Source organism: Nonlabens sp., assembly GCF_965657255.1.
Classification (GTDB): domain Bacteria; phylum Bacteroidota; class Bacteroidia; order Flavobacteriales; family Flavobacteriaceae; genus Nonlabens.
Window position 1 is genome coordinate 63413 of sequence record NZ_CBFHNM010000003.1, and the last position, 25648, is coordinate 89060.

The window sequence follows — 25648 nt, forward strand, 5'->3', positions numbered from 1 at the left end:
TGAAATATTACCTCAAAAAATTAACCATACACTGCACGGACTGCCTTAAATCTTCTGGCAAACGATCTTGATTCCATGGATGTGATGCACCAAAAACATGGTTTGCTGCTCTAATTAATTTAAGTTGTGAATTAGGGCTCGCTTCATGCAATTTATGAGCGTCGTTAACATGAACGGCTTCATCATTATCACCATGTAAAATCAAGTGTAGCTGCTTAATTTTTTGAGCTTGTCTTAAGATGGTTAACGCTTCTTCATTGTGTTTAAAATCTTCAAAGAACTGATACAAATGCGGCATATCCTGTTTAGTACGTCCGTTTTTAACATGCATCACACCTTTTTCTTTCCACTCTTCAAGTGCTTTCCCTGATGGAAATCGCTCGGCATAGTCAGCTACTCCAGCAAGTGTGACTAACTTAGAAACTCTGTGGTCATTTGCTGTTACAATAGTGGTAATTCCGCCGGCTCGCGAGTGACCGATAAGATTAATTTTTGTTTTATCTACTGGTAAATCAGCGCTCTCGATCCAGTCCAGTACTATTTTTGTTTCTCTTACTTCAATGCTGTAGTTATTCTTTGAGAAAGCGTCGAGATCTGGAAAATCGATAGGTTCTTCAACAGTGCCACCATTGTGTGAATAGTTGAATTTTATGAATAAGAATCCCGCTTTCGCGAAAGCGGAACCCATCAAACTCCACGCTCCCCAATCTTTAAACCCTTTGTAACCGTGGCAAAAAACTACTACTGGCAACGGATGATCGGTTTCTTGATACTGATAATCAAGTAAAATCACGCGACCATTTTCTCCTTTTAAAATATTATTATTACTCGTAATCATACTGGTTTTTCTTCTAAAGGTTTTTCTTTATTGTACAATTCTTGGATCAAAGCAAAAAGCTCTTGTTCAAACTTTTCTAACACCGCTAGGTCGATCATTTTTTCTTTATAAGATCTACCAGCTTTAAATCCGAAAGGAATATAGCCTTGATCAAAGTTCTTAAAACTAATAATTCCTGCGCTGGCCTCTGTGAAAGGATCGTTAAGACTGTATAAATAGGTGTACATGAGAACTTGAAAAGCTTTAGATTTTTTATACTCTTCTCTTAGAATACTAAAATACTCTGGATCGATTCCTACATTTCCTTTATCTGTAGCGCCAGATTTGTAATCAATAATACGCAGTTTACCATCCAGCTGATCGATGCGGTCCACCATACCATGAATTTTCACTTTACCGATTTGTGGTACATCGATCACTGCTTCTAACTTGCGCTCCACGCTTTTGATAATTAATTCTTGACCATTTTTAACAAGTTCTAAATCACTCTGCACCATTTTCTTGATGTAGTGTAAAGAAACTTCGTAAATAATCTTATTCTTACCTAAAGGAGCAGAATCTGAAGTGTAGCATTCCCGATATGCAACGTCTAATTCGGTTTTGACTTGTTTTTTAATTGTTGCAAAATCTTCTTTGATCAAAATCTTATCGACATAAGGCTGATACAATTTATCTAGTGCTTCATGAATGATGGAACCCATCGTATTTGCAGCGATATTTTCTTCTACATCTTCCATGTCTGAAATACGTAAGATTTTACTTGCATAAAAATCTATTGGATTGCGCACATAACTGGTCAATGCAGATGGACTAAAACCGTTTGCTGCTATTTGATTTAATCGATCAAAATAAGATAGCTCTTTCTTAATCACCATCAACTCTTCTTTTATCGCACTATTCTTAAAAATATAGTGTTTGTGAGTGACGATGTGATTAGAGTTTTGATCTGTTTCTAATTGAGTTAGAAATCGGCTTTTCTCGCCACCACCTAACGTATCGCCTTCAGTATTATAAATAAACGCTGCGTTTTCTACTCGATGTAATAACCTGTAAAAATGGTACGCATAAACGCTGTCTTTCTCTGAATAGGTAGGAAGATCAAATTGATATTTCATATCATTTGAAATGTATGAAGCTGTAGATTTACCAACTGGTAAAATACCTTCATTAACAGATAGCATGATTATATTCTTATAATCTAAAGCCCTTGTTTCTAGTAATCCCATGATTTGAAGACCACGTACTGGTTCTCCTATAAAATCTAGATTCTTAAGCGGTACAAGTTGCTTGTATAGGTAAGCAACGGTTTTTAAGTCTTTTATTTCTTCATTGTTATCGATAATGGTAGCAAGGTTTTGAACAACTTCAGTAATTCCAAGCAATTGTTCAATTTCTAGTCTTCTATTTTCTTCTTTAAACAATTCGGCCTTTAATTCTTGAAGTATAGATTGAACGAGGTGTATAAGCTCGCCTACATTCTCTACTGGCCTAATGATACTATGTAGTTTTGGTTCTTTAGAAACCTCATCAAAACTTGTTGGTGAGATATAAATCAAGTTATTATCTCTGATAAATTTTATCAACGACCTCGAATTATTTCCTAATAGAATATGCGCAAAAGAGGATTCTAAAATATTAATCATCCCTTTGTAATAATACCCTTCTTCTACCGCTTCCGTATGTAATTTTATGATGTCGTAGATAAAAGCAGATAATGGCAATTGATCTAACGCCAGTCCCATAGTTACATTAAAGTGCTTAATATTTTGTGGAATAACGTCTAATAGCGGCAGTAACAAACGCTCATCTGCTAGAATGATAGCAGTATGTTCTAATTCTTCTTGAGGAATTTGCTCCATTAATTGAGCTGCTACTTGAATCATACTTAAATTACCTGCAGCACCGTGAATATTTATTTTTTTAGCCGTTTGATAAGAGTTTCCTAATAAGCTTAATTCATTATTTTGATAGTATTTCCATTCCTTTTTAAATGCACGAATGAATTTTCCTGACTCATGATAAGTAAGCTGTGCCAAATAACTATCTATATCCCAGTAAACAGAAGCTTTTCCTTCTTCCAGAAGTTTTTGTATGATTTTAGATTCGGCTGTATTAAGCGCATTAAGTCCTAAAAAAATGGTTTTCTCCTTAAGATCTGAAATGAAGGATAATTGTTCCGCTTTTGCGAAAGCTAACCTATAAGCCATCCCTTGATAAACCGTTTCATTTTCTATGCATAGTTTCTGAAACGCATCGTAGTAAAGGTGTAGTTTTTTCCAAAACCTCAGATACTTTGAAACCATTAAAGTAGGGTTTTGATTCAAAGCCCAATGATCCATTTCTTTAATACTGCCTAAATAATTGAAAAAATGTTCTGGATCAACTAGATAACGATCCATCTCATTAAAATCTTTAAGAATAGTAGTTGCCCAACCTATAAATTCATCAAAACTATCTAGGTTTTCTTCATTTTCAACAGTTTTGTAAGCTTTATAAAATAAAGGTAATAAATCAAGGTCATTTACTATTTCAACCTCAGCGAGTTGTTCTATATATTCTTCTACACTATAAATTTTAGGTAAAAATATAGGTTGTTCAATGTGTTGTGATATATATCTACTTAAAAAAATACCTACACGCCGCGATGGTACCACATAACAAAGGCTAGTAATATCTTCTTGTTCTTTCTTAAGATCTATAAGAATGTTTTCTAAAAATGAATTCATCTGGTTAAGATAATTAATATGTACATTTTAAGGATGCCTTTACACCATTTTTAGGAATAAAAAAAGTCCACTTGCAATTGCAAGTGGACTTTTCAGCATTGGGTTAGTTAGTAATACTATCTATCTTTTTGTGATCGTAAATTCAGATCTACGTGATAACTCATATTCTTCTGACGTACAACTTTTTGCAGCACAGTCTACAACTGGATTTGCTTCTCCACGACCTTCTGCAGTTAATCTTGAACTATCCACTCCTTGAGACTCTACATATTTAATGATGCTATTTGCACGTCTTTCTGTAAGAGCAAGGTTATAAGAATCAGAACCTCTAATGTCTGCATATGTTTCTGCTTTAACTTCTAGAGTTGGATACTTCTTCATCAAACTAACAAGTCTGTCTAATTCTAAAGCAGCATCTGGACGTATATTAGATTTATCTAGATCAAAATAAATTTTGTTTAAAATAATTTTGTCTTCAACTATTTCTGGCTCTGGTGCCATCATTACTTCTACCATCGCTGTTTCTTCTTCTGCAACAGATAAAGTAGCCTCACCACTTTCATATTTAGTTTTTGCACCTCTAGCCGTAAGTTCTAGGTTACAGCCTGTGGTGAATACTGCCATACCATTTGCATCTGTAGTCTGACCAGGCATGGTATTACCATCTCCATCTTGAAGTGAAACAATAGCTCCTGGAAGTGGCATACCTGTTTCAGAATCTATTGCTTTTACCGTAACGGCAACTTCACAAATTTCAATTCTTTCTACACCATAAATATCATCGCCACCTTGTCCACCTTTTCGGTTTGAAGAAACATATCCTTTACCTGTAGCCTCAGAATAACTGAAAGCAAAATCATCTAAAGAACTGTTTACAGGTGATCCCATGTTAGTTACTTTACCATCTTTATACATGAAAACATCTAGACCACCTAAACCTAAATGACCATTACTTGAAAAGTAAAGAGTACCATCCTCAGCTATGTAAGGAAAAGAATCATCACCAGAAGTGTTAACAGTAGGTCCTAAATTTACAGGGTTGGATATTTTACCATCTTTAAGAGCTGCTTTATAAATATCTGTTCCACCTTGTCCACCTGGCGCCTCGCTTGCAAAAAAGATAGCTTTACCATCTTTTGTAATAGAAGGATGACCTACACCATATTCTTGAGCCTCTAAAGAAGTTGTTTTTACATCTCTCCATTCTCCACCAGCATTGATAGCTCTATAAATATTTAATTTACTTTCTCCATCACTTGCTTTTTCATAATCACCATTGATATAATCTACACGAGTAAAAAACATGTATTTCCCATCTGGAGTGATGTCTAATGTACCTTCATGGTACTTTGTGTTAACGTCACCTTTAAGAAGTTCTGGTTTTGCAACTACTCCTGCTGGGTCTACAAGCGCTTCATAAATATCTAGATACGGTTCTTTATTCCAGCCGTAATTTTTTCTAGACTCATTACGAGCACTAGAAAAATATAATTTATCACCAACTCTAACCGCAGCAAAATCACTTGATTCTGTATTAAACGGATTAGATTTAGTCGTAAAAGCTTCTTTCATATCTTGAATCGACTGAATGTAATCAGGATTAGATTTGAATTGTTTAGCACGATCATCTGCTGGATTTAAGTTAGCAAATTGTTTCATAATCGTGTTAGAAAGATCATATTTTTCTGAAGCCTTTAATGACTGCGCATAACGATACAATGTCTCTGGTTGAGGATCACGTTTGATCGCTCTTGCATAATTTCTTTCGGCATTTTTAAAATCGCTGTTATAAAAATAAGAGTCTCCTAGTTTTGTATAAACGTGCTGAGTCCTTACTCCTTTAGTAAGAAGTTTTTCATAAGCTTTTGCTGCATCTACATAACGTAGTTGTTCATATAGTTTATCTGCTTTTGCAGTTTGATCGCTTTGTGCTTGCGCGCTCATTGCAACACCAACGAATAAAATTAAAAGTATGTATAGTTTTTTCATGGTAGTATTCTTTGCTGTTTTGGAATTAGAAGAAACGTGGTGATTGCATCACTTTACGTGGGAAGGCAAGACCGAAAGTTAGAAATACCTCATGAGAGCTAGGTGCTACCACAGATATATCAGAAACTACACGATCGTAAGCATAACCTACTTTAATAGTATCAGTAATATTCATTCCTATTAAACCACTAAATGAATCTTCTAAACGATAAGAAACACCAACTTCAAACTTATTATTGAACAATACGTTTGTGTTTAAATCAAAACTAATTGGAGAATCAAAAGCTCCTTTAACAAGCACGTGTGGCTTTAATTTGATATTATCTGCAACATCAAAAACATATCCACCGGTTAAAAAGTAGTGTTGCGTTTCACTACCAAACTCTAAACCATTTTCATCTAGGTGCGTGCTGTTTAACATGTTTGGTACAGAAAAACCAGTATACCAGTTTTCTCCATATAAAAATGCTCCTGCACCTAAATTGATGTACGTTTCATTTAATTCTTCAGAAAAAAGAGGATCGCCAGGCACAGTGGTTTGAACCGTGTTTAAGTTTACATCAAAAAATGTAAGACCTGCTTTAAGACCTAAAGCTAAAGTGGTTTTCTCTCCTACTTGTAATCGATAAGAGAAATCTCCATAAGTATTCGTCTCACTTATAGGACCGATGTTATCTGAAATTACTGATAACCCAACACCTAACCTGTCACCAATAGATGTGCTACCAGATAAAGTAATAGTTTCTGGAGCACCTGTGATTCCAGACCATTGTTGCCTATAAAGGGCTGTAATGTTCATTCCATCCTGGGTTCCTGCATATGCCGGATTAATAACGTTCTGATTGTACATGTACTGTGTGTACTGAGGATCCTGTTGTGCGTGCACTACACTAGTAGCAGCGATAGAGATAAAGAGCCCCATTGCAAGTAATTTTTTCATTCTCACAAAGTTAGTTTTAAGGTTGCGTTCATAGTTTTTGATGGCTAAATATAGCACGATTCTAATTACTATCGTTCATTTCTTTGCTGTAATTCTGCTTTCGCGAAAGCGGAAACGTGAAAAACCCCTTGAATTAAGTAAGATAATGCCACATCTAAAGCGTGTAATATATAAAAAATCTTCACCTAACTTAGGTTTAACAATTCCTTAATAGATGAATAGATAGGTTTTGAGGTTGTACAACGTGTTAGTTTTTTCTAAAAACAGCAAAAACAGGAAAATGGTCGCTATAGCCACCTTTATAATTGCGCCCTGAAAAAGTCCTAGCTGGTTGCCCACGATACTTTCCTTTCCACTGTCGCAGCATGATATCATCAAATATATCTGCTTTGTGAAAATACAACGAATTAGGGACGTCATTATGTAAGCTTTTACTTATCATAATTTGATCAAATAGGTTCCATTTGAAATTATGATTTAAAGAGCCTCTATGAAAATTTTTCAATGATGCCGTAGGATTATCAAACCCATGAGGTAAAATCCCTTTTTTTATACTATCATTATCGGGATCATCATTAAAATCACCCATAATAATTATGTGATGTGCATCTTCCTTTGATAGATGATTTTCATTGCGTTTACTGTTTGGATCTTTATGACCAACATGGCTCATTAATTGATTTGCTACGCTCAGTCTTTTGTCATTTGTAGCATTTGCACCGTCACGTCGCGATGGCCAGTGATTAATATACACATGAACTGGTGTGCCTGCAAGAGTTCCCTCAATATATAAGATGTCTCTGGTAGTGTCTCGAACTCCTTTCTCATCTTCTAAATGAATATGTAACGGTTCTGAATGAGTAGGTTTAAAAACAGTAGTATCATAAAGTAAAGCTACATCTATTCCTCTTTCATCTGGACTGTTGTAATGAATAAAGTCGTATTTAGTATTGACCAGTTTAGGTTGCTGGATTAAGTCATTTAATACTTTTTTATTTTCAACCTCGGCTAGACCAATTATTGCTGGTAATTTACCTGTAGATTCAAAACCTATCTTACTTATAGCATCGCTTATTTTAGAGAGTTTTTTTAAGTACCTGTTTTCAGTCCAATTTTTACGACCGAATTCTGTGAAGTCTTCATCTAAAAAAACATGAGGATCATCAACGACGTCAAAAAGATTTTCTACGTTATAAAAAGCAACGGTATATTGTTCAAATGATTGTGACGGAATGGACAAATGGAAATGGTTTAGCTTTCAAATGTAATGTATGAAAGCGCTTATGTAAGTGATTTTGAAAATTTATTCTAAACTAGAATTCCCTTATTTACATTTCTCAAAAAATCTATACAAATAGTAAGCGCCTGATTATTACGTTCCAATTTACTCATCATCATGCTACCTTCTAATGTTGCGATAAAGACATGAACGATTTGGTCTACATCTGTATCTGCTTTAATCTGGTGTTTCTTTTTACCGGTTTCTAAAACTCTTTTTAATAAAGACTTTAAATTCACTAACATTCCGAAAGCTTGCTGACGCAGCACAGGATTTGCGTCATCATTTTCTGGTAAAATAAAAAAGCTTTTCCCAAATCCATTGGAATTTTCCTCTAATAGCTCTTCTAATCTTATATCTAATTCCGTTTTAGCTAGCTCGTAATTATCAGACTCCTCAAAAGAAATTGAAAATAAAAATATAAAGCTTAAAAAGTATAAATTTCTATTTTTATATCTCTTGTTAAATTAACATTATTTTCACAATCGTGACGCTTTTGTGATATTTTTCAAAATACAGAGTACAGTACCTTTGCTTAATGAATGTATTGCAATATAACTATGTAGATCGTCAACAACCTGTACTGCTGTTCTTACATGGATTTTTAGGCAGCATGGATCAATGGCAGTATATTGAAAAAGAGCTACCTATTAGTTTTTCTATCCTAAAAGTTGATCTTCCAGGCCATGGATTAAGTCCAGAATTCTCTGAAAATTATACGATTTTAGATATAGCTGTTTTAATCGATGAAATCCTAATCGCAGAAGATATAGATCATGTTCACATTGTAGGTCATAGTATGGGCGGCTATTTAGGTGCCGCTTTAGCAAAAGCGAGACCCAAAAAAACTTTATCATTAACAATGATTAATAGTATAGCAGGAGAAGATCCTGTAGAAAGAAAATTATTACGTGACAGATCTATACGACTTATTGAAAAGCATCAAGAAGCATACTTAAATATGGCTATAGCTAATCTATTTACTACCAAAGAAAGATTACTTTTTAAGTCCAGAATTGAAAAAATGAAGGAACAAGCACATCATATTTCTATAGTAAGTATTGTTCAATCTTTAATTGCGATGCGTGATAGAGATAGTTCTTTAAAAGCAATCAAGGAATTAGATATTCCTGTTACTTATATATACGGACAAAATGATGGAATCATACTGCCAAAATACATGAAAAATGAATGCGATATTTTATCTATCAAAGGAAAAAGCATCCAAAGTGGTCATATGTCATTGCTAACTAACGTTCCTGAAGTTCTTAAAAACCTGCTCTTCATCGATTGATTTTACCTTTTGACAAATTTTATAAACTATTAACATTCAATGTGAATCTTTTAAGATAACATAATTATCTTGATTCAAATTTTAGTTGATGTCTAAAAATTATTCTCCCTTAAAATCAGCATTGTGTTCTGTTATTGGACATAATTTTAAAGTTTATCATACCATAAATGAGCGTGTACAAGAACTGCGTTGTACCAACTGTCATAAACAAATGACACGCAATATTTATGGTAAAGTAGTACCGCTAGATGATCGCTACACACAAATCAATCGCGCTATAGATGATATGGCTCGCAAAAGAAAAAAGCAAGTCTAGCCTACTCTTGAAAACTATTCCATCCCATTGCTTTAATTGGGATCTGCTCTCCACTGCGTGTTACTAGGTTCATACCGTATGACGCATCAACAACATGACCTACTATAGATAAACTAGGATTAGCTTTTATCTTAGGAAAATCCTCTTGTTTTACTGTGAATAACAATTCATAATCTTCTCCACCACTTAGTGCTACTGTCGTGCTATCCAGATTAAATTCTTCACAAGCTGTAATTACCGTAGGATCTAATGGTATTTTTTCTTCATAAATAGTCATCCCAACATTGCTGTGTTTGCATAGATGAATGACTTCAGAACTTAGTCCGTCAGATAGATCTATCATACTTGTAGGATGTACCTCAAGATCTCCTAATAGTTTAATAATATCTTTTCTAGCTTCTGGTTTTAACTGTCTTTCTAATAAATAACTATAAGCTTCAATATCTGGTTGATTTTGAGGATTTGCTTTAAAAACAGCTTTTTCTCTTTCTAAGATTTGCAATCCCATATAAGCCGCACCTATATCTCCAGAGACAACTAGTAAATCGCCATCGCCAGCACCTTTTCTATGTACTATTTTATCGGCATCCTGTTCTCCTATGGCAGTTACTGAAATTATTAGACCACTTCTTGAAGCAGTAGTATCGCCACCTATTAAATCCACATCATACGCTTTACATGCCATGTGAATTCCTTCATAAAGTTCATTTACAGCTTCTACAGGAAATCTGTTAGATATAGCAATTGAAACGGTAACCTGAGTTGCTTTTGCATTCATGGCATACACGTCAGATAAATTCACCATAATCGCCTTGTAACCCAAATGTTTTAAAGGAACATAACTTAAATCAAAATGCACACCTTCTACTAGCATATCTGTTGTGACAACAGTAGATTGAGTGTGATTTAATACAGCCGCGTCATCTCCTATACCGGTAATGGTAGAATCATTAGAAATTTTGAAATTCTTAGTTATAAAATCTATTAGGCCAAATTCACCTAAGTTTTCTACTGGAGTACGCTGTGGACTTTTATCTTCTATCATACTGCAAAATTACAACTTAGGTAAGAATGACAGCACAAATACAACATATTCTTTATAATTATCTATCCCATAAACAGATTAAATATCACTATACGAGAATATCATGATTGCCCCATGTTTACTGCTCTGAGTGTTGTATATTTGTAAGCATTTTAAATAAGCTATTAATATGATAAGTGTATCGGAAACTGCAAAGATTAAACTCGCCCAGCTAATGAGCGAAGACGGCTTTGCTATTGAAAAAGATTACGTGCGCGTAGGTGTAAAAAGCGGTGGATGTAGTGGCCTTTCTTATGATCTTAATTTTGATAAAGAAACGGTAGAGACTGATAAAGTTTTTGAGGCAAATGAAGTTAAAATAGCCGTAGATAAAAAAAGCTTTTTGTACCTAGTAGGAACAGTGCTAGAATTTAGCGGTGGATTGAATGGTAAAGGCTTTGTCTTTAACAACCCTAACGCACAAAGAACTTGTGGTTGTGGAGAGTCTTTTAGTTTATAGAAAGGCATTAGAAGTGACGCTTTCGCGAAAGCGGAATTAAAAAAAAATTATGTCAAAGTACACAGAAGAACAATTAGAAAAAGAACTTAAGAATAAAGAATACGAATATGGCTTTTATACTCAAATGGAGTCAGATACTATTCCTATAGGATTGAGTGAAGAAGTGATACGTATTATTTCTGCAAAGAAAAACGAACCACAGTGGATGCTGGACTGGAGACTAGAGGCTTACCGCGTTTTTAAAGAAATGGAAGAACCAGAATGGGCAAATGTAACCTATGAAAAGCCCGATTTACAAGCCATTTCTTATTATTCTGCTCCTAATAAAAAACCTAAATACGACAGTCTGGATGAAGTGGATCCAGAATTATTAGAGACGTTCAAGAAATTAGGCATTTCTCTAGATGAGCAGAAGAAACTTGCTGGTGTTGCTATGGACATTGTAGTAGACTCTGTTTCAGTAGCTACTACATTTAAGGAAACTCTAGCAGAAAAAGGAATCATATTCTGTCCTATATCTGAAGCCATACAAGAGCATCCAGAATTAGTTAAAAAATATTTAGGAACGGTAATACCGCAAAATGACAATTATTATGCGGCTTTAAACAGTGCGGTATTTTCTGATGGGTCTTTCTGTTATATTCCTAAAGGTGTGAAATGCCCTATGGAACTTTCTACCTATTTCCGTATAAATGAAGGTGGTACCGGACAATTTGAAAGAACACTAGTTATTGCAGACGAAGGCAGTTATGTTTCTTATCTAGAAGGTTGTACAGCACCTAGTCGTGATGAGAATCAGTTGCACGCAGCATGTGTAGAATTAATTGCACTAGATGATGCAGAGATTAAGTATTCTACCGTTCAAAATTGGTATCCTGGAAATGACGAAGGTAAAGGTGGTGTTTTCAATTTTGTTACTAAGCGTGGTATCTGTGAAAGAAACGCAAAGATATCATGGACGCAAGTAGAAACTGGTAGTGCAGTCACTTGGAAATATCCTAGTTGTATTCTCAAAGGAGATAATTCTGTAGGAGAATTTTATTCCATTGCTGTGACTAATAATTACCAGCAGGCTGATACAGGAACAAAGATGTTGCATCTAGGTAAAAACACAAAATCAACCATTATTTCTAAAGGAATAAGCGCTGGTAAATCCCAAAATTCTTATCGCGGGCTTGTAAAAATAGGTTCTAGAGCTACAAATGCTCGTAACTTCTCACAGTGTGATAGTTTATTAATGGGTAATGAATGTGGCGCACACACATTTCCGTATATAGAAAACAGTAATAGTTCTTCAAAAATTGAACACGAAGCGACCACTAGTAAAATAGGTGAAGACCAGATTTTCTATTGTAACCAACGTGGTATAGATACAGAAAAAGCGATTGCTCTTATTGTGAATGGTTTTTCTAAAGAAGTACTCAATAAGCTACCTATGGAATTTGCCGTAGAGGCCCAAAAATTACTAGAAATAAGCCTAGAAGGATCTGTAGGATAAAGCAAATCACCAACCATTTAATATATTCAATATGAAACGATTAATCGTTTTAACTTTATTAGTTATAAGTTTTATTTCTTGTAAAGATGATAATAAATCTTCAGAGGAAGAAGCAGTGGTAATTCAGGAAAAAAAAGAGGAAGTTCTTGCAGAAGGACAGCAACTTTTTAAAGGCGAATTTATTTATCTGACTGATGCCGCGGTACTTACTACTAAAAGCGAAATATATGCCGTTAACATTGATGAAAAAATGCATGAGCTTAATGAAGTAGCAAAAGCATTGAAACAAACTGATTATGACATGGTAAATGTTGTTATCCACGGCAATTTAAAACCTAATCCTATTAAGGAAGAGTTAGGTGAAGGATGGGACCAGATGGTTACCATTACAAAGATTATAGAAGTTACTCCAGCAACAAGCGCAAACGTGATAAAGACTGGAAAATCATTAGATATTAAAGAAGTTAAATAACAGCTATGTTAAAGATTAAAGACCTAAAAGCAACCATAGAAGGAAAAGAAATCCTTAATGGAATCAATCTTGAGGTAAAAGCAGGAGAAGTACACGCGATAATGGGACCTAACGGTGCTGGTAAATCAACACTTGCAAATATTATTGCAGGACGTGAAGAATATGAAGTAACTGGCGGAGATATGTCTCTTGAAGGAGAAGATATTTCAGACTTAGATCCAGAAGAAAGAGCACACCGTGGTATCTTTCTTTCTTTTCAATATCCAGTAGAGATACCAGGAGTGTCGGTGACCAACTTTATGAAAACCGCTATCAATGAGACTCGCAAAGCTCAAGGTAAGGATGACATGACTGCAAAAGACATGCTTAAAATGATCCGTGAAAAGTCAGAGATGTTAGAAATAGATCGCAAATTTCTTTCTCGTTCCTTAAATGAAGGTTTTTCTGGAGGAGAAAAAAAGCGTAATGAGATCTTTCAAATGGCCATGCTAGAGCCTAAACTTTCTATTCTTGATGAAACTGATTCTGGACTAGATATCGACGCATTGCGTATTGTTGCCAGTGGTGTAAATAAATTAAAGAGTAAGGATAACGCAACTATTGTTATTACTCACTATCAGCGTCTTCTAGACTACATCGTACCAGATTATGTACATGTATTGTACCAAGGCCGTATTGTAAAGTCTGGTGATGCCTCACTGGCAAAAGAGCTTGAAAAACGAGGTTACGACTGGATTAAAGAAGAAATAGGAGCGTAACAATCAAGTTTGGGAAATCCCACAACTATTTGAATTGCTTTTATTTTTCAATAATGAACTTTTATGAGTTCGCTTTCGCGAAAGCGAGAAAACTATAAATTATGAGTTTTAAAGACCATATACTATCTTCTTTTATTGCCCTAGAAAACGAGGCAGATACCAACAGCTACATACATAATTTACGTAGTGAAGCACTGAATGATTTTGAGAAAATGGGTATCCCTCAATTGAAGGAAGAAGCCTATAAATACACTTCATTAAAGAAGTTTTTCAATAAGGATTATAATTTTTTTCCAAAAAATGAAACCTCTATTTCTTATGCAGATATAAAGAAATATTTAGTGCATCAAATCGACGCTTATCGTGTCATTTTTATAGACGGTATTTACAGTTCACATCTTTCTCAAACTACTCATGATAAATTTGACGTTTGTTTAATGTCTAGTGCATTAAATAATGTCAAGTACACCTCTGTTATTGAAGAATACTATAATCAACTAGCGACTAAGGATGGCTTAACTTCTTTAAATACCGCGTTTGCTAAGGAAGGAGCATATATTCATATAGGCAAAAACATAGCTGTAGAAAAGCCTATCGAAATTGTATATTTCTCTACAGGTACTGAGGCAGAATTAATGATACAACCGCGCAACCTAGTTGTAGTTGGAGAAAACTCTCAAGTGCAAATCATTGAAAGGCATCAAAGTTTAAGTGATAATGCAGTGCTGACTAACAGTGTTACAGAAATTTTTGCTGCAAAACGCGCTCTAGTAGATTGGTATAAAATCCAAAATGATAACTTAAACGCATCTTTATTAGACCACACCTTTGTAGAGCAAACAGATAATTCAGAGGTTCGCGTACATACCTTTTCATTTGGAGGGAAAATGACGCGTAATAACCTTAATTTCTATCAGCGTGGTGAGCATTGTGAATCTGTCCTTAATGGCGTTACTATTATAGAAGGAAAACAACATGTAGATCATTCTACTTTAGTGCATCATACTGCACCTAATTGTGAAAGTTTCCAAGAATACAAACAAATATTTGATGAACGTGCTGTTGGTGTTTTTAACGGTAAGGTACTTGTAGATAAGATCGCACAAAAGATCAACGCATATCAACAAAATAACAATATTCTAGTAAGTGATACATCTACTATAAATGCAAAACCTCAACTAGAGATATTTGCAGATGACGTAAGATGCTCTCACGGTTGTACTATAGGTCAATTAGACGAGGAAGCGTTATTTTATATGCAAGCGCGTGGAATTCCTAAAAAAGAAGCTCGCGCATTATTAATGTTTGCATTTGCAAATAGTGTATTAGAATCGGTGAAAATTCCAGAAATTAAATCACGTATAACTAAGTTAATTGCAATGAAGTTAGGTGTAGAAATTGGTTTTGATCTGTAGAAAAAATATTATTTCAAAAAAAGAGCTGCAATTATGCAGCTCTTCTTTTATATAGTTTACTCATATTTAGAAACTGGAAGGGACATTTCTTGAGAAGAATTCTTAGCTTGACTTTTCCTATAATCCTTTTTTGCTTTTTCTAATTCGCCCAGTTGTTCATAACAATAACCGCGACTGTATTCTGATTTACCATCAGTAAAGAGGTTTACTTTAATAACAACGGTAAGGCTTTTAATTGCTTCTTCATAATTCCTTTGGACTAGATCAATAATTCCTATGTTTTGAACCGATAGATAATCTTTAGGATTTGTTTTAAGAATTTCTTTAAAGATAGCTTTTGGTTTATCATATTCCTGTGTAGCAAAGTAATCAAATGCTTCTTGATGTTTTGCTTTCACTAACATTTATATCTGTAATCATCGAAAGACAGCTTACCAAAAAGAAGCTCAAATACAGATAGAAATATATTTTGGCATGTTTAGGAACTGTGAATACTTCAAATTCAATTCTATTTTTGAATATAAAAATAGCAGACACCATATTTATTAGAGAAACGTACAACCATTCTGGCGCGTCGTAATCCATTGCTCCAAAAAGTGGTGTAAAACCAACTAACAAATACAATACAACAAGGATTTACGAAATCGTATATGCAGAAGTTGTGGTAGCTTTTGATTCAATTGTCTTATGATTCTTTTGCATATTAGATAGCTTCAAATTGTATTGTAAAGCAAATTACGTGAAAATCTTGAAATGAGTAATTTAAGTGTTCATTTAATCACATTAGTTCTATTCTAAATGAGTGTATATTTTATGATCATCTGTTAATTTTAAAGAATTTCAATTCTGTTAGAATATCTGTCAGCACTTTAACAATGTCTTCACGCCTAGATCGTACCTTTGCAAGTATGCTAGACATCAAGAAAATAAGAGCTGATTTCCCAATTCTCAATAGAGAGGTAAATGGTCGTCCATTAATTTATTTTGATAATGCTGCGACTTCTCAAAAGCCAGTGCAGGTCATCAATAAAATTGTTGAATATTATACTTTGTATAATGCAAACATTCATCGTGGCGTGCATGCTTTAAGTCAGGAAGCAACAGATCTATTTGAAGACTCTCGTGAAAAAATAAGGGCTTTTTTCAATATTCCTCATGTAAAACAAGTATTGTTCACTTCTGGAAACACACATTCTATCAATGCTGTCGCAAGTGGTGCTCATGTATTTGTTAAAAAAGGTGATGAAGTTATTGTAAGTGCTGTTGAGCATCATTCTAATATTGTTCCATGGCAAATGCTTTGTGAACGTGTAGGTGCAACTTTGAAAGTTATTCCAGTTCTTGATAATGGAACCCTAGATATGAATGCTTATCATGAGCTATTGAATCCCAAAACTGCATTTGTGGTAGTCAACCATATTTCTAATGCTTTAGGAGTTACTAATCCTGTAAAGGAGATTATTGACGCAGCTCATAAATGTGGTGCCATGACACTTATTGATGGGGCACAATCTTGTGGCCATATGAGGCTAGACATGCAAGAACTAGATGCAGATTTCTACACGATGTCAGGACACAAAATGTGTGGACCAACAGGAATAGGTATTCTTTACGGTAAAGAAAAAGCCTTGAACGCATTGCCTCCTTATCAAGGTGGTGGTGAGATGATCGATCAAGTAACTTTTGAGAAAACAACTTATGCTGGTCTGCCGCATAAATTTGAGGCTGGAACACCTAATATCGCAGGTGGAATAGCTTTGGGCGCAGCTGTAGATTACTTGAAGGATATAGGAATGGAAAATATTGCTGACTATGAAAATGAGCTCCTTCTTTATGCAACAAAACAAATTAAGAATATTCCAGGCGCAACTATTTATGGTGATGTAATTGACAAAGCTGCCGTAATCAGTTTTAATGTTGCAAGTTTACATCCTTATGATATAGGAACTATTATAGATAAATTAGGCGTTGCAGTAAGAACCGGACATCATTGTGCACAACCAGTAATGGAAAGATTTGAAATCCCTGGAACTATAAGAGCTAGTTTTGCATTTTATAATACAAAGGAAGAAATAGATGTTATGGTACAGGCTTTGCAGCGTGCTGTTAATATGTTATCTTAACAAAATAAGATCATTTAAACAACTACCATGAGAATTAAAACCATATTATTTGCTCTTATAGCCATCAGTATTACTAGCTGTAAAGAAATGAAAAAAATCAGTGGAGACTATGAAGTGACCATTGTAGGTAACAAGGACTATTCACAACATGACATCACCTTGAAAATAGAAATGGGTGAAGAGAATAGAATCTCTGGTAAATCTGCTTGTAATCAATATTCTGGTAACTTTACAAATCCTAAGGATAACCAGGTGGATATTGGAATGTTAATGGGAACAAAAATGTATTGTAAAGATACCTCACAAATAGAAAGAGATTACCTAGATCATTTATCGCAAGTAACCTATGTAAATAAAACAAAAACAGGACTTGATCTTCTGGATAAGGAAGGGAAAGTAATTATAGTAGCTATAAAAAAAGAAGATAAGTAATGCCTAGTATTCAAGAAATACAAGAAGAAATAGTAGAAGAATTCTCCATATTTGATGACTGGATGGATCGTTATGAATACATGATCGATCTAGGTAAAAACCTTCCTTTAATAGAGGAAAGTTTAAAAACAGACGACCGTATTATAAAAGGTTGTCAGTCAAAAGTATGGGTAAATGCCGAGTTAGAAAGCGATAAAATTGCTTTTACTGCAGATAGTGATGCCATTATTACAAAAGGAATCATCGCTATTCTGATTAGAGCATGGTCTGGACAAAAACCAGCAGATATTATCGCTGCAAATACAGACTTTATAGATGAGATAGGACTCAAAGAACACCTTTCTCCTACTAGAGCAAATGGACTCGTATCCATGATCAAACAACTAAAAATGTATGCTGTTGCATACCAAACTCAAGCCAACTAAGATGGAAGAAATAAACGGACAAGAAATAGGAGAAAAAGTAGTGAAAGTTCTTAAAACTATTTACGATCCAGAGATACCAGTGGATATATACGAACTAGGCTTGATCTATGACGTAATGGTAAGCAGTGATGCAGATGTTAAAATACTTATGACACTAACCTCACCTAACTGTCCTGTGGCAGAGACACTTCCTGTAGAAGTAGAAGAAAAGGTAAAGACTCTCAAAGAAGTAAATGATGCAGAAGTTGAAATCACATTTGATCCACCATGGAACAAAGATTTGATGAGTGAAGAGGCAAAATTAGAACTAGGAATGCTTTAATATGGCAGAAGAAATTATCAATCGTGTCGCAAATTCTAAGTTAAAAACTTTTGACTTAGAAGATTTCTATGCGCCAGGTCCACGCACGATCATTGATATTTCTCAATGGTTGTTAGAAGGAATTGTGTTGGTAGAATCTCGCTTTCGCGAAAGCTTAAAAACAACAGATTTCACTGCATATAATAATCATTATATAGCAGTTCAATGCAGTACAGATGCAATCGTACCGCAATGGGCATGGATGTTAGTGCAAAGTCAACTTCATGGAGTTGCTAAAAAAGTAGTCTTTGGAACTTTAGAACAACTAGAATCTGAAATTTATAGAGAAGTCCTTGAAAATATAGACGTAAGTGAGTTTCAGGATGTTCCTATGATTGTAAAAGGATGTTCTAACAAGCCAGTACCTGTAGCTGCCTATGGAATGATCACAGATAAGCTTCAAGGAGTAGCAAGGTCTATTATGTACGGTGAGGCATGCTCTGCAGTGCCAGTTTTTAAACGTAAAAAGTAATTCTACTGGTCATGTTGTCATCTTTAGATCTACAAAAAGCTATGGCACATTCCTTGAATTCAAAAATTTATATTCGAGAATGATCTCGTAATTACAAGCAACTTACCTATGTCATTTTTCGGTTATATCGCTATATTTTTTGTTCTTAGATGGATTTATAATACTTTTTTGAGTGATGGAAGTTCACAACAAGGAAGACCTATTTCAGGAAATCCTTATGCGAGACAGACTACAGTAAGTCCACAAGACTTTGAATTACACTTACTTTCACTTACCTCATTAGTCATTAAGGCAGATGGTAAAGTGACACAAAAGGAGCTGGATTATGTAAGACAATACTTTGTAAGTTCTTATGGTAAAGATAGAGCTAACGCTATTTTTAAAGTATTCAATGAGGTCGTTAAAAAACGAGAAGTAAGCGCTTCAAGAATATGCAGTTACCTTAACGCTAGAACTCGTTATGAATCTAGGTTACAAATTCTTCATTTCTTATTCGGTATTGCACAGGCTGACGGTCACGTAGGAGAACCAGAAATTAGAGTAATTCAACAAATAGCAAGTCATCTAAGGCTTACAGAACGTGATTTTATCTCTATAAAAGCCATGTTTGTTAAGGATCAAGATAATGCTTACAAAATTCTTGAAATTGACAAATCTGTTCCAGATCATGAAGTAAAAAAAGCTTACAGAACTATGGCCAAAAAATACCATCCAGATAAATTAATGGATATGGATGAAGCTTATAGAAAAGGTGCTGAAGAAAAATTCCGTAAAGTCCAGGAAGCTTATGAGATTGTGCGTAAAGAACGTGGAATGAGTTAATAACAATGCCTACTTCTTTTTTAAAGCTTTACTAATTTTTACTTTTCAATTATGTCAGATCAAGAAAACCCCTATTTAACCGGTCAAGTACTCCTTATAGACAAACCGCTAGAATGGTCTTCATTTCAAGTGGTAAATAAACTGCGCTGGTTAATTAGAAAAGAATACAAAATTAAAAAGATCAAAGTGGGCCATGCTGGAACCTTAGATCCGCTAGCATCAGGACTCTTGATTATTTGTACAGGAAAAGAGACTAAAAACATAAGTACTTATCAAGCACAAGAAAAAGAATACACTGGTACTATCACTCTAGGAGCAACAACACCTAGTTATGACCTAGAAACAGAAGTAGATCAAAAATATTCTTTGGATGGTGTTACAGAAGAAATAATCAAAGAAACAATCGCGCAATTTACTGGAGAAATACAGCAAAAACCACCCATTTTTTCTGCAATTAAAAAAGATGGAAAACGTTTGTATGAAATTGCTCGCGCTGGAGAAACTACCGAAATTGCATCTAGAACAGTAACTATTCACGAATTTGAAATTACAAGAATTGAACTTCCTGAAGTAGATTTTAGAATCTCTTGTAGCAAAGGAACTTATATCAGATCCATTGCAAACGATTTTGGTGCTGCATTAAATAATGGTGGTCATTTAACCGCGTTGCGTCGTACTGCGATAGGAAATTATCGTGTAGAAAATGCGATGAGTATTGAAAGTTTTGAAGAATTAGTTACTTCTGACTCTAAAGGTTAAAACTTTAATTTTACAGGAACACTTAAACTATCGATTACTGGAACGTTAAAATTAATAGCTCCTTTACCTACTTTAATCGTTCCTTCATACTTGACATCAATTTTTTGATTTCCCAGAATCTGGAGCGCTGCACCCAGTAAACCTTTTCCTTTATCTCCATAAAGGTCTTTGGGGTTAACGGTTGCTTTTATTGGAAATTCAAAATCAGAATTTGCCGGCATCACGACATCTTCATTCTGATCAATTGTAGCTGCTTTTTTACCATTTACATAAACGTCAAAATCCGCATTTTTGAGATTTAGCCCTACACTATTAGGATTAAAAAGTACGCAAGTAGCGGTAATCTCTAAATTTGAAACATCTGCTTTTATGATTTCTGCATTTTTAATTTCTACAAATAAAATGTCTTCGTAAGGATTATCACACGAACAGAAGAATATAATTGTGACAAGAATCAATAGCTTTCTCATAGGGTATAAGTTTAATCAAATATAGAATTCATTATAATTGATTGAGAAAATAAAATACAAGTTCTTTTACCAAATAATTTAAAACACATTTTTAACGATCAATGGCAAGAAATATAAATAACATTCTAAAATAAACACTATGTGCCTTAGGCTTTACTGTACGTTTAAAACGACTAACTCACCTTTAGGAATTAGTTTTTTTGATTTAAAGAATACCTCTTTTTGATTTTTAGAGGCTAGAATCAAATAATCGGTCCCTTGAAAAAAGGATTGCTTTACCTGTACTTCAAAACCATTTCTAGCAATAACTAATTGATGCGGATATAAAACAAGATCTTCTGAAACATCAAGCCATTCTAACGGTATTAGATTTACCTCATCAAACAAAGAAGCGGTGTATGCATTTAATGGTTTGCCGTAAACGTCTTTTGTCATTCTAAAATCTATGATCTCACCTTGTTGTAGTATCAATGTTTTATGACAAAAAGAAAGTACATCATCCCGATCATGAGTAGCCACCAGGCAACTGATGTTATTATCGGTTAGGTAAGCAAAAAGCTTCCTGCGTAATGCATTTTTTCTAAAATTATCAATATGAGAGAAGGGCTCATCTAACAATAGGATTTTTGGCTCTTGTGCAAGCGCTTTTGCAATAGCCACACGCTGTTTCTGACCTCCAGAAAGCGTTTTTACCTTGCGGTCTTTAAAGCCGCTCATATCGACTACATCGAGCAATCTTGAAATACGTTCTGATCGATCATCTATTTGAATAGATAAATGTTCTCCTACATTTTCAAATACAGTAGTAAACGGCATCAAATCAAATTCTTGCGGTACGTATTTCATCATAGCGTGTCCTGGTACTAAATGATGATCTGCCCCTAAAAGCTCTTCATTATCCCATAAAACCTGGCCGCTCTTTGCTTGTAACAAGCCATAAGTAATATCTAGCAATGTACTTTTCCCACATCCACTTTCTCCTATAACAGCAACATGAGTACCTTGTTCTATTTCTAGAGAAATGTTTTTTAGGGTTACCGCTTTCGCGAAAGCGAAATTAATTTCAATCAATTGCAACATAAAACAAAGGTATCAACAAAAAACCCATGTCGTGTAACATGGGTTCTTGAAAATTTGAAATTATTCAACTACATTTTTACTTGTTCCTTCAATTTAGGAAGCTCTGAATAACCCATGTTATAAAGGCCAAACCCATAAATATCTGCAGTTTCTTGGATGGTTTCTTCTGTAGATTTACCAGCACCATGTCCAGCGTCTACGGCAATTCTAATTAAAGTAGGTGCATCGCCTGTTTGTTTAGATTGCAACTCTGCAGCAAATTTAAATGAATGTGCTGGTACTACACGATCATCATGATCTCCAGTAGTTACCATAGTTGCTGGGTAAGAAACACCTTCTTTTATATTATGTAATGGAGAGTATCCTTTAAGGTATTCAAACATTTCTGGGTTATCCTCTGCAGTTCCATAATCATAAGCCCATCCTGCTCCTGCTGTAAATTTATTGTAACGCAACATATCCAATACGCCAACTGCTGGAAAAGCTACTCCTGCAAGATCAGGTCGTTGTGTCATCGTTGCTCCTACTAGAAGTCCACCATTTGATCCACCTTGAATTGCAAGGTGTTTTGTATCTGTATATTTATTTTCTTTTAACCATTCTCCTGCGGCAATGAAATCATCAAATACATTTTGTTTATTCATTTTAGTACCTGCATCGTGCCATTTTTTACCGTACTCGCCACCACCACGTAAATTTGCTACAGCATAAACGCCGCCCATTTCCATCCATGCGGCTCTCGTTACAGAGAAACCAGGATTAAGAGAAATATTAAAACCTCCATAACCATATAGTATCGTTGGGTTCTTACCATCTAAAACCAATCCTTTTCTGTAAGAAATGATCATAGGTATTTGTGTACCATCTTTTGAAGTGTAAAACACCTGCTTACTCTCAAAATCTTCACTGTTAAATTTAATATTTGGCTTACGGTATAATTCTGAAGTTCCTTCTTTAATATTATATAAATAGGTGCTTCCTGGTGTTGTATAATTAGTAAAACTATAATACAAAGTTTTGTCTTCTTCTTTTGCTCCAAATCCACCTACGTTCCCTATACCAGGCAACTTTACTTCTCTTACTAATTTACCGCTGTAATCATACTGTTTTACTTGAGAAACAGCATCTACCATGTATTCTGTAAAGATATAACCACCACCAGTTGATGGAGACAGTACATGTTCTGTTTCTGGAACAACATCTTTCCACGTTTCCTGAGTAGGATTTGAAAAGTCTGTTGTTACAATTCTTTTATTAGGTGCGTTATAGTCCGTAACTAGCCATAACTTTGAACCTTCATTATGTAATAAGTAGGTATTAGTATCAAAATTATCTACTACAGCAACTAGTGGCGCGTTAGGCTTATTTAATTCTTTCAACCACATTTTGCCACCATTTGTAGAGGTACTACCTGAAATGACTAAAAACTTCTGATCATCAGTAACGCCGCCACCTACATATCTATATTTTTGATCTGGAGTACCACCAAAGATCACTTGATCCTCGCTTTGTGGTGTTCCTAATTTATGGTAATACAATTTATGCTGATCTGTCATGGCGCTTAACTCGCTTCCTTCTGGTTTATCATAGCTAGAATAGTAAAAACCATCATTGCCTTTCCATGACATCCCTGAAAACTTAACGTCAACAATAGTATCTCCTATTTGCTCCATAGACTTTGTATCTAGGACAATTACTTTTCTCCAGTCGCTACCACCTTCACTTATAGAATAAGCAAATAAAGAACCGTCTTTAGTAAAACTAGTACCACCCAAAGAAGTTGTTCCTTTTTCACTAAAGGTATTAGGGTCTAGAAAAACTTCAGCAGTTTGTGGATCGCCACCTTTAGGATATCTATAAATCACATATTGATTTTGTAATCCGTCATTTTTATAGAAGTATTCAAAATCTCCTTCAATGAAAGGTGCTCCTACTTTTTCATAATTCCAAAGTTCTGTAAGTCGCTCTTTAATTTCGTCTCGATATGTAATTTTTGATAAGAAATCTTGAGTAGTTTTGTTTTGCTCTTTTACCCAATTACCTGTTTCTTCACTACGATCATCTTCTAACCAGCGATAAGGATCTGCTACCTCTACACCGTGATACACATCTACGGTATCCACTTTTTTTGTTTGCGGATATGTCGTTGCCATACTTACTTCATTTTTCTCTTCTTCCTTACAGGAAATTAATACTGCTAGAGCTGCCGCTCCTACTAGCCATTTTTTCATATTTATAGTTTTAGGAATCGTATGATTCTATTAATCAATCCTGTTATAAATTAAAGCAAAATAAGCCTAGGTTTGATTTGTTTTTGTCTCTAAAGCATGAAGCTTACTCCATCCCGTTAGACTACTCGTAAATGCTGATGAGGTTTCTGTCGAGAATTACGCTTTCGCGAAAGCGAAACAACAAATTAAAAAACCAGTGCGTATTTTTCTAATCATAACTTAAAACGTTAGAACGTAAAGTTAGAGAAAAAAAAACACTGGTTCGTTAAGGAAATCTTTTTATACCAATTCGTTTTCAATCAAATATTCTGCTATTTGAACAGCGTTTGTAGCCGCTCCTTTTCTGAGGTTATCTGATACTATCCACATGTTCAATGTATTTTCTTGAGAAAAATCTCTTCTAATGCGACCTACAAAAACATCGTCTTTACCATGAGCCATCAATGGCATAGGATAAACATTTACATCAATATTATCTTGAACAGTAATTCCAGCTGTTTCTGATAATAATTTTCTAATATCAGACACTTCAAATTCATTTCTGAATTCTACGTTCACACTTTCTGAATGTCCACCTACTACGGGAATACGAACGGCAGTTGCTGTAACTGCAATAGTTCTATCATCAAGAATTTTTTGAGTTTCTCTTACCAGTTTCATCTCCTCTTTGGTGTATCCATTTTCTTCAAATACGTCACAATGCGGGATGGCATTTTTATGGATTTGATAAGGATATGCCATAGGTCCTTTCTTACCCTGGTATTCATTCTCTAATTGCTCTACGGCTTTAACACCAGTTCCTGTAATAGACTGATAAGTAGAGATAACCAATCTTTTTACACCGTATTTTTTATGAAGCGGCGCCATAGTAGCCACCATCTGAATGGTGGAGCAATTAGGGTTTGCTATTATTTTATCTTCTTTTGTTAAGGTACTTGCATTTATTTCTGGAACGATCAATTTTTTATCGGCGTCCATTCTGAAGGCGCTCGAATTATCGATAACGGTAGTTCCTACAGCTGCAAATTGTGGTGCAAACTCTAGACTTACAGAACCGCCTGCAGAAAAAAGAGCAATCGCTGGTTTCATTTCGATAGCTTGTTTCATACTAACTACCTTAATTTGTTTACCCTTAAAGGTAATTTCTGTACCAACAGATTTCTCTGAAGCTACAGGTATAAGAGATGTAACATTAAGGTTGCGTTCTTCAAGTATACGCAACATTACCTGGCCTACCATACCGGTAACACCTACAACAGCTATTTTCATTTTCAAAAATTTAAGCCGTAAAAGTATATGGTAAGATCTATTCTACCATAAGATTGCACTATAATTTCAAAATTTTACAAATTGTTTAATAGTTAACAAAACGGATCATTTATCGTTACTCATAAGCATAAAAAA

General features: G+C 34.7%; 26 protein-coding genes. 14 read left to right on the top strand and 12 right to left on the bottom strand.

Translation table 11 applies throughout. From position 1 onward, the window contains the following. Nucleotides 1–7: 7 nt before the first annotated feature. From ACTF54_RS04530 to ACTF54_RS04555, 6 genes are all read right to left on the bottom strand, one after another. Complete coding sequence (locus ACTF54_RS04530; RefSeq protein WP_438968843.1) at nucleotides 8–838, bottom strand: alpha/beta hydrolase family protein; 831 nt, start codon at nucleotides 836–838, stop codon at nucleotides 8–10. Beyond that, nucleotides 835–3564 carry a PD-(D/E)XK nuclease family protein gene (locus tag ACTF54_RS04535; RefSeq protein ID WP_438968844.1) on the bottom strand — a complete coding sequence of 910 codons (2730 nt, stop codon included), beginning with the start codon at nucleotides 3562–3564 and terminating at the stop codon, nucleotides 835–837. Before ACTF54_RS04535 ends, ACTF54_RS04530 begins: the two co-directional genes overlap by 4 nt. Before the next feature lie 120 nt (nucleotides 3565–3684). Beyond that, on the bottom strand, nucleotides 3685–5553 hold the full coding sequence (locus ACTF54_RS04540; RefSeq protein ID WP_347196478.1) for an OmpA family protein: 1869 nt from the start codon (nucleotides 5551–5553) through the stop codon (nucleotides 3685–3687). Between the two features lie 25 nt (nucleotides 5554–5578). Continuing rightward, complete coding sequence (locus ACTF54_RS04545; protein ID WP_347196477.1) at nucleotides 5579–6493, bottom strand: PorP/SprF family type IX secretion system membrane protein; 915 nt, start codon at nucleotides 6491–6493, stop codon at nucleotides 5579–5581. A 247-nt stretch (nucleotides 6494–6740) separates the two neighbouring features. Then, nucleotides 6741–7733 carry an endonuclease/exonuclease/phosphatase gene (locus tag ACTF54_RS04550; protein WP_347196476.1) on the bottom strand — a complete coding sequence of 331 codons (993 nt, stop codon included), beginning with the start codon at nucleotides 7731–7733 and terminating at the stop codon, nucleotides 6741–6743. Between the two features lie 68 nt (nucleotides 7734–7801). Beyond that, nucleotides 7802–8194: a TetR family transcriptional regulator C-terminal domain-containing protein gene (locus tag ACTF54_RS04555; RefSeq protein WP_438968938.1), complete on the bottom strand. Its 393-nt coding sequence runs from the start codon at nucleotides 8192–8194 to the stop codon at nucleotides 7802–7804. A gap of 116 nt (nucleotides 8195–8310) precedes the next feature. Here ACTF54_RS04555 and ACTF54_RS04560 point away from each other — a divergent pair, with 116 nt between their 5' ends. Together ACTF54_RS04560 and ACTF54_RS04565 are read left to right on the top strand one after the other, a co-directional pair. Next, complete coding sequence (locus tag ACTF54_RS04560) at nucleotides 8311–9066, top strand: alpha/beta fold hydrolase (RefSeq protein ID WP_438968845.1); 756 nt, start codon at nucleotides 8311–8313, stop codon at nucleotides 9064–9066. An 88-nt stretch (nucleotides 9067–9154) separates the two neighbouring features. Next, the gene (locus ACTF54_RS04565; RefSeq protein WP_347196473.1) at nucleotides 9155–9382 is read left to right on the top strand and encodes a hypothetical protein; all 228 of its coding nucleotides are present in this window, start codon (nucleotides 9155–9157) and stop codon (nucleotides 9380–9382) included. Nucleotide 9383: 1 nt separating this feature from the next. Here the strand turns inward: ACTF54_RS04565 and thiL are convergent, their stop codons facing one another. Next, nucleotides 9384–10427 carry a thiamine-phosphate kinase gene (thiL, locus tag ACTF54_RS04570; RefSeq protein ID WP_347202407.1) on the bottom strand — a complete coding sequence of 348 codons (1044 nt, stop codon included), beginning with the start codon at nucleotides 10425–10427 and terminating at the stop codon, nucleotides 9384–9386. Between the two features lie 169 nt (nucleotides 10428–10596). Between thiL and ACTF54_RS04575 the strand changes: the two genes are divergently transcribed. The 5 genes from ACTF54_RS04575 (at nucleotide 10597) to sufD (ending at nucleotide 15069) form a co-directional block, all read left to right on the top strand. Beyond that, the gene (locus ACTF54_RS04575) at nucleotides 10597–10926 is read left to right on the top strand and encodes a HesB/IscA family protein (protein WP_347196470.1); all 330 of its coding nucleotides are present in this window, start codon (nucleotides 10597–10599) and stop codon (nucleotides 10924–10926) included. Between the two features lie 49 nt (nucleotides 10927–10975). Further along, entirely contained in the window at nucleotides 10976–12424 is a 1449-nt protein-coding gene (sufB, locus tag ACTF54_RS04580) for a Fe-S cluster assembly protein SufB (protein ID WP_347196469.1), read from the top strand. 31 nt (nucleotides 12425–12455) lie between these two features. Then, nucleotides 12456–12896, top strand: a complete 441-nt coding sequence (locus ACTF54_RS04585; protein WP_347196468.1) for a component of SufBCD complex — start codon at nucleotides 12456–12458, stop codon at nucleotides 12894–12896. Between the two features lie 5 nt (nucleotides 12897–12901). Beyond that, nucleotides 12902–13654, top strand: a complete 753-nt coding sequence (sufC, locus tag ACTF54_RS04590) for a Fe-S cluster assembly ATPase SufC (RefSeq protein ID WP_347196467.1) — start codon at nucleotides 12902–12904, stop codon at nucleotides 13652–13654. A 101-nt stretch (nucleotides 13655–13755) separates the two neighbouring features. Next, nucleotides 13756–15069, top strand: coding sequence for a Fe-S cluster assembly protein SufD (gene sufD, locus ACTF54_RS04595; RefSeq protein ID WP_347196466.1), 1314 nt, complete (start codon nucleotides 13756–13758; stop codon nucleotides 15067–15069). Nucleotides 15070–15125: 56 nt separating this feature from the next. Here the strand turns inward: sufD and ACTF54_RS04600 are convergent, their stop codons facing one another. Continuing rightward, on the bottom strand, nucleotides 15126–15473 hold the full coding sequence (locus ACTF54_RS04600) for a tetratricopeptide repeat protein (RefSeq protein ID WP_347196465.1): 348 nt from the start codon (nucleotides 15471–15473) through the stop codon (nucleotides 15126–15128). Between the two features lie 471 nt (nucleotides 15474–15944). On the opposite strand from ACTF54_RS04600, the gene ACTF54_RS04605 reads away from it, so the two are divergent. The 7 genes from ACTF54_RS04605 to truB all read left to right on the top strand — a co-directional run bounded on the left by ACTF54_RS04605 (nucleotide 15945) and on the right by truB (nucleotide 20463). Continuing rightward, nucleotides 15945–17192 (top strand): aminotransferase class V-fold PLP-dependent enzyme, encoded by a 1248-nt coding sequence (locus tag ACTF54_RS04605; protein ID WP_438968846.1) that lies wholly within the window; start codon nucleotides 15945–15947, stop codon nucleotides 17190–17192. Nucleotides 17193–17219: 27 nt separating this feature from the next. Continuing rightward, nucleotides 17220–17624: an META domain-containing protein gene (locus ACTF54_RS04610; RefSeq protein WP_438968847.1), complete on the top strand. Its 405-nt coding sequence runs from the start codon at nucleotides 17220–17222 to the stop codon at nucleotides 17622–17624. Beyond that, nucleotides 17624–18049, top strand: coding sequence for a SufE family protein (locus ACTF54_RS04615; RefSeq protein ID WP_347196462.1), 426 nt, complete (start codon nucleotides 17624–17626; stop codon nucleotides 18047–18049). Before ACTF54_RS04610 ends, ACTF54_RS04615 begins: the two co-directional genes overlap by 1 nt. A 1-nt stretch (nucleotide 18050) precedes the next feature. Further along, a complete protein-coding gene (locus tag ACTF54_RS04620) occupies nucleotides 18051–18371 on the top strand; it encodes an iron-sulfur cluster assembly protein (protein WP_006796533.1) in 321 nt (106 codons plus the stop codon). Between the two features lies 1 nt (nucleotide 18372). Further along, complete coding sequence (locus ACTF54_RS04625) at nucleotides 18373–18882, top strand: DUF2480 family protein (RefSeq protein ID WP_347196461.1); 510 nt, start codon at nucleotides 18373–18375, stop codon at nucleotides 18880–18882. Between the two features lie 108 nt (nucleotides 18883–18990). Then, nucleotides 18991–19704 carry a molecular chaperone DjiA gene (locus tag ACTF54_RS04630; RefSeq protein WP_347196460.1) on the top strand — a complete coding sequence of 238 codons (714 nt, stop codon included), beginning with the start codon at nucleotides 18991–18993 and terminating at the stop codon, nucleotides 19702–19704. Between the two features lie 51 nt (nucleotides 19705–19755). Then, nucleotides 19756–20463: a tRNA pseudouridine(55) synthase TruB gene (gene truB, locus ACTF54_RS04635; RefSeq protein WP_347196459.1), complete on the top strand. Its 708-nt coding sequence runs from the start codon at nucleotides 19756–19758 to the stop codon at nucleotides 20461–20463. On the opposite strand, the gene ACTF54_RS04640 is transcribed toward truB, so the two are convergent. From ACTF54_RS04640 to ACTF54_RS04655, 4 genes are all read right to left on the bottom strand, one after another. After that, entirely contained in the window at nucleotides 20460–20933 is a 474-nt protein-coding gene (locus ACTF54_RS04640) for an LEA type 2 family protein (protein WP_438968848.1), read from the bottom strand. The two genes, truB and ACTF54_RS04640, sit on opposite strands and share 4 nt — an antisense overlap. Before the next feature lie 153 nt (nucleotides 20934–21086). Beyond that, complete coding sequence (locus ACTF54_RS04645; RefSeq protein WP_347196457.1) at nucleotides 21087–22013, bottom strand: ABC transporter ATP-binding protein; 927 nt, start codon at nucleotides 22011–22013, stop codon at nucleotides 21087–21089. Between the two features lie 68 nt (nucleotides 22014–22081). Further along, nucleotides 22082–24244, bottom strand: a complete 2163-nt coding sequence (locus ACTF54_RS04650) for a prolyl oligopeptidase family serine peptidase (protein WP_347196456.1) — start codon at nucleotides 24242–24244, stop codon at nucleotides 22082–22084. A gap of 279 nt (nucleotides 24245–24523) precedes the next feature. Then, nucleotides 24524–25513 (bottom strand): aspartate-semialdehyde dehydrogenase, encoded by a 990-nt coding sequence (locus tag ACTF54_RS04655; RefSeq protein WP_347196455.1) that lies wholly within the window; start codon nucleotides 25511–25513, stop codon nucleotides 24524–24526. Nucleotides 25514–25648: the final 135 nt, after the last annotated feature.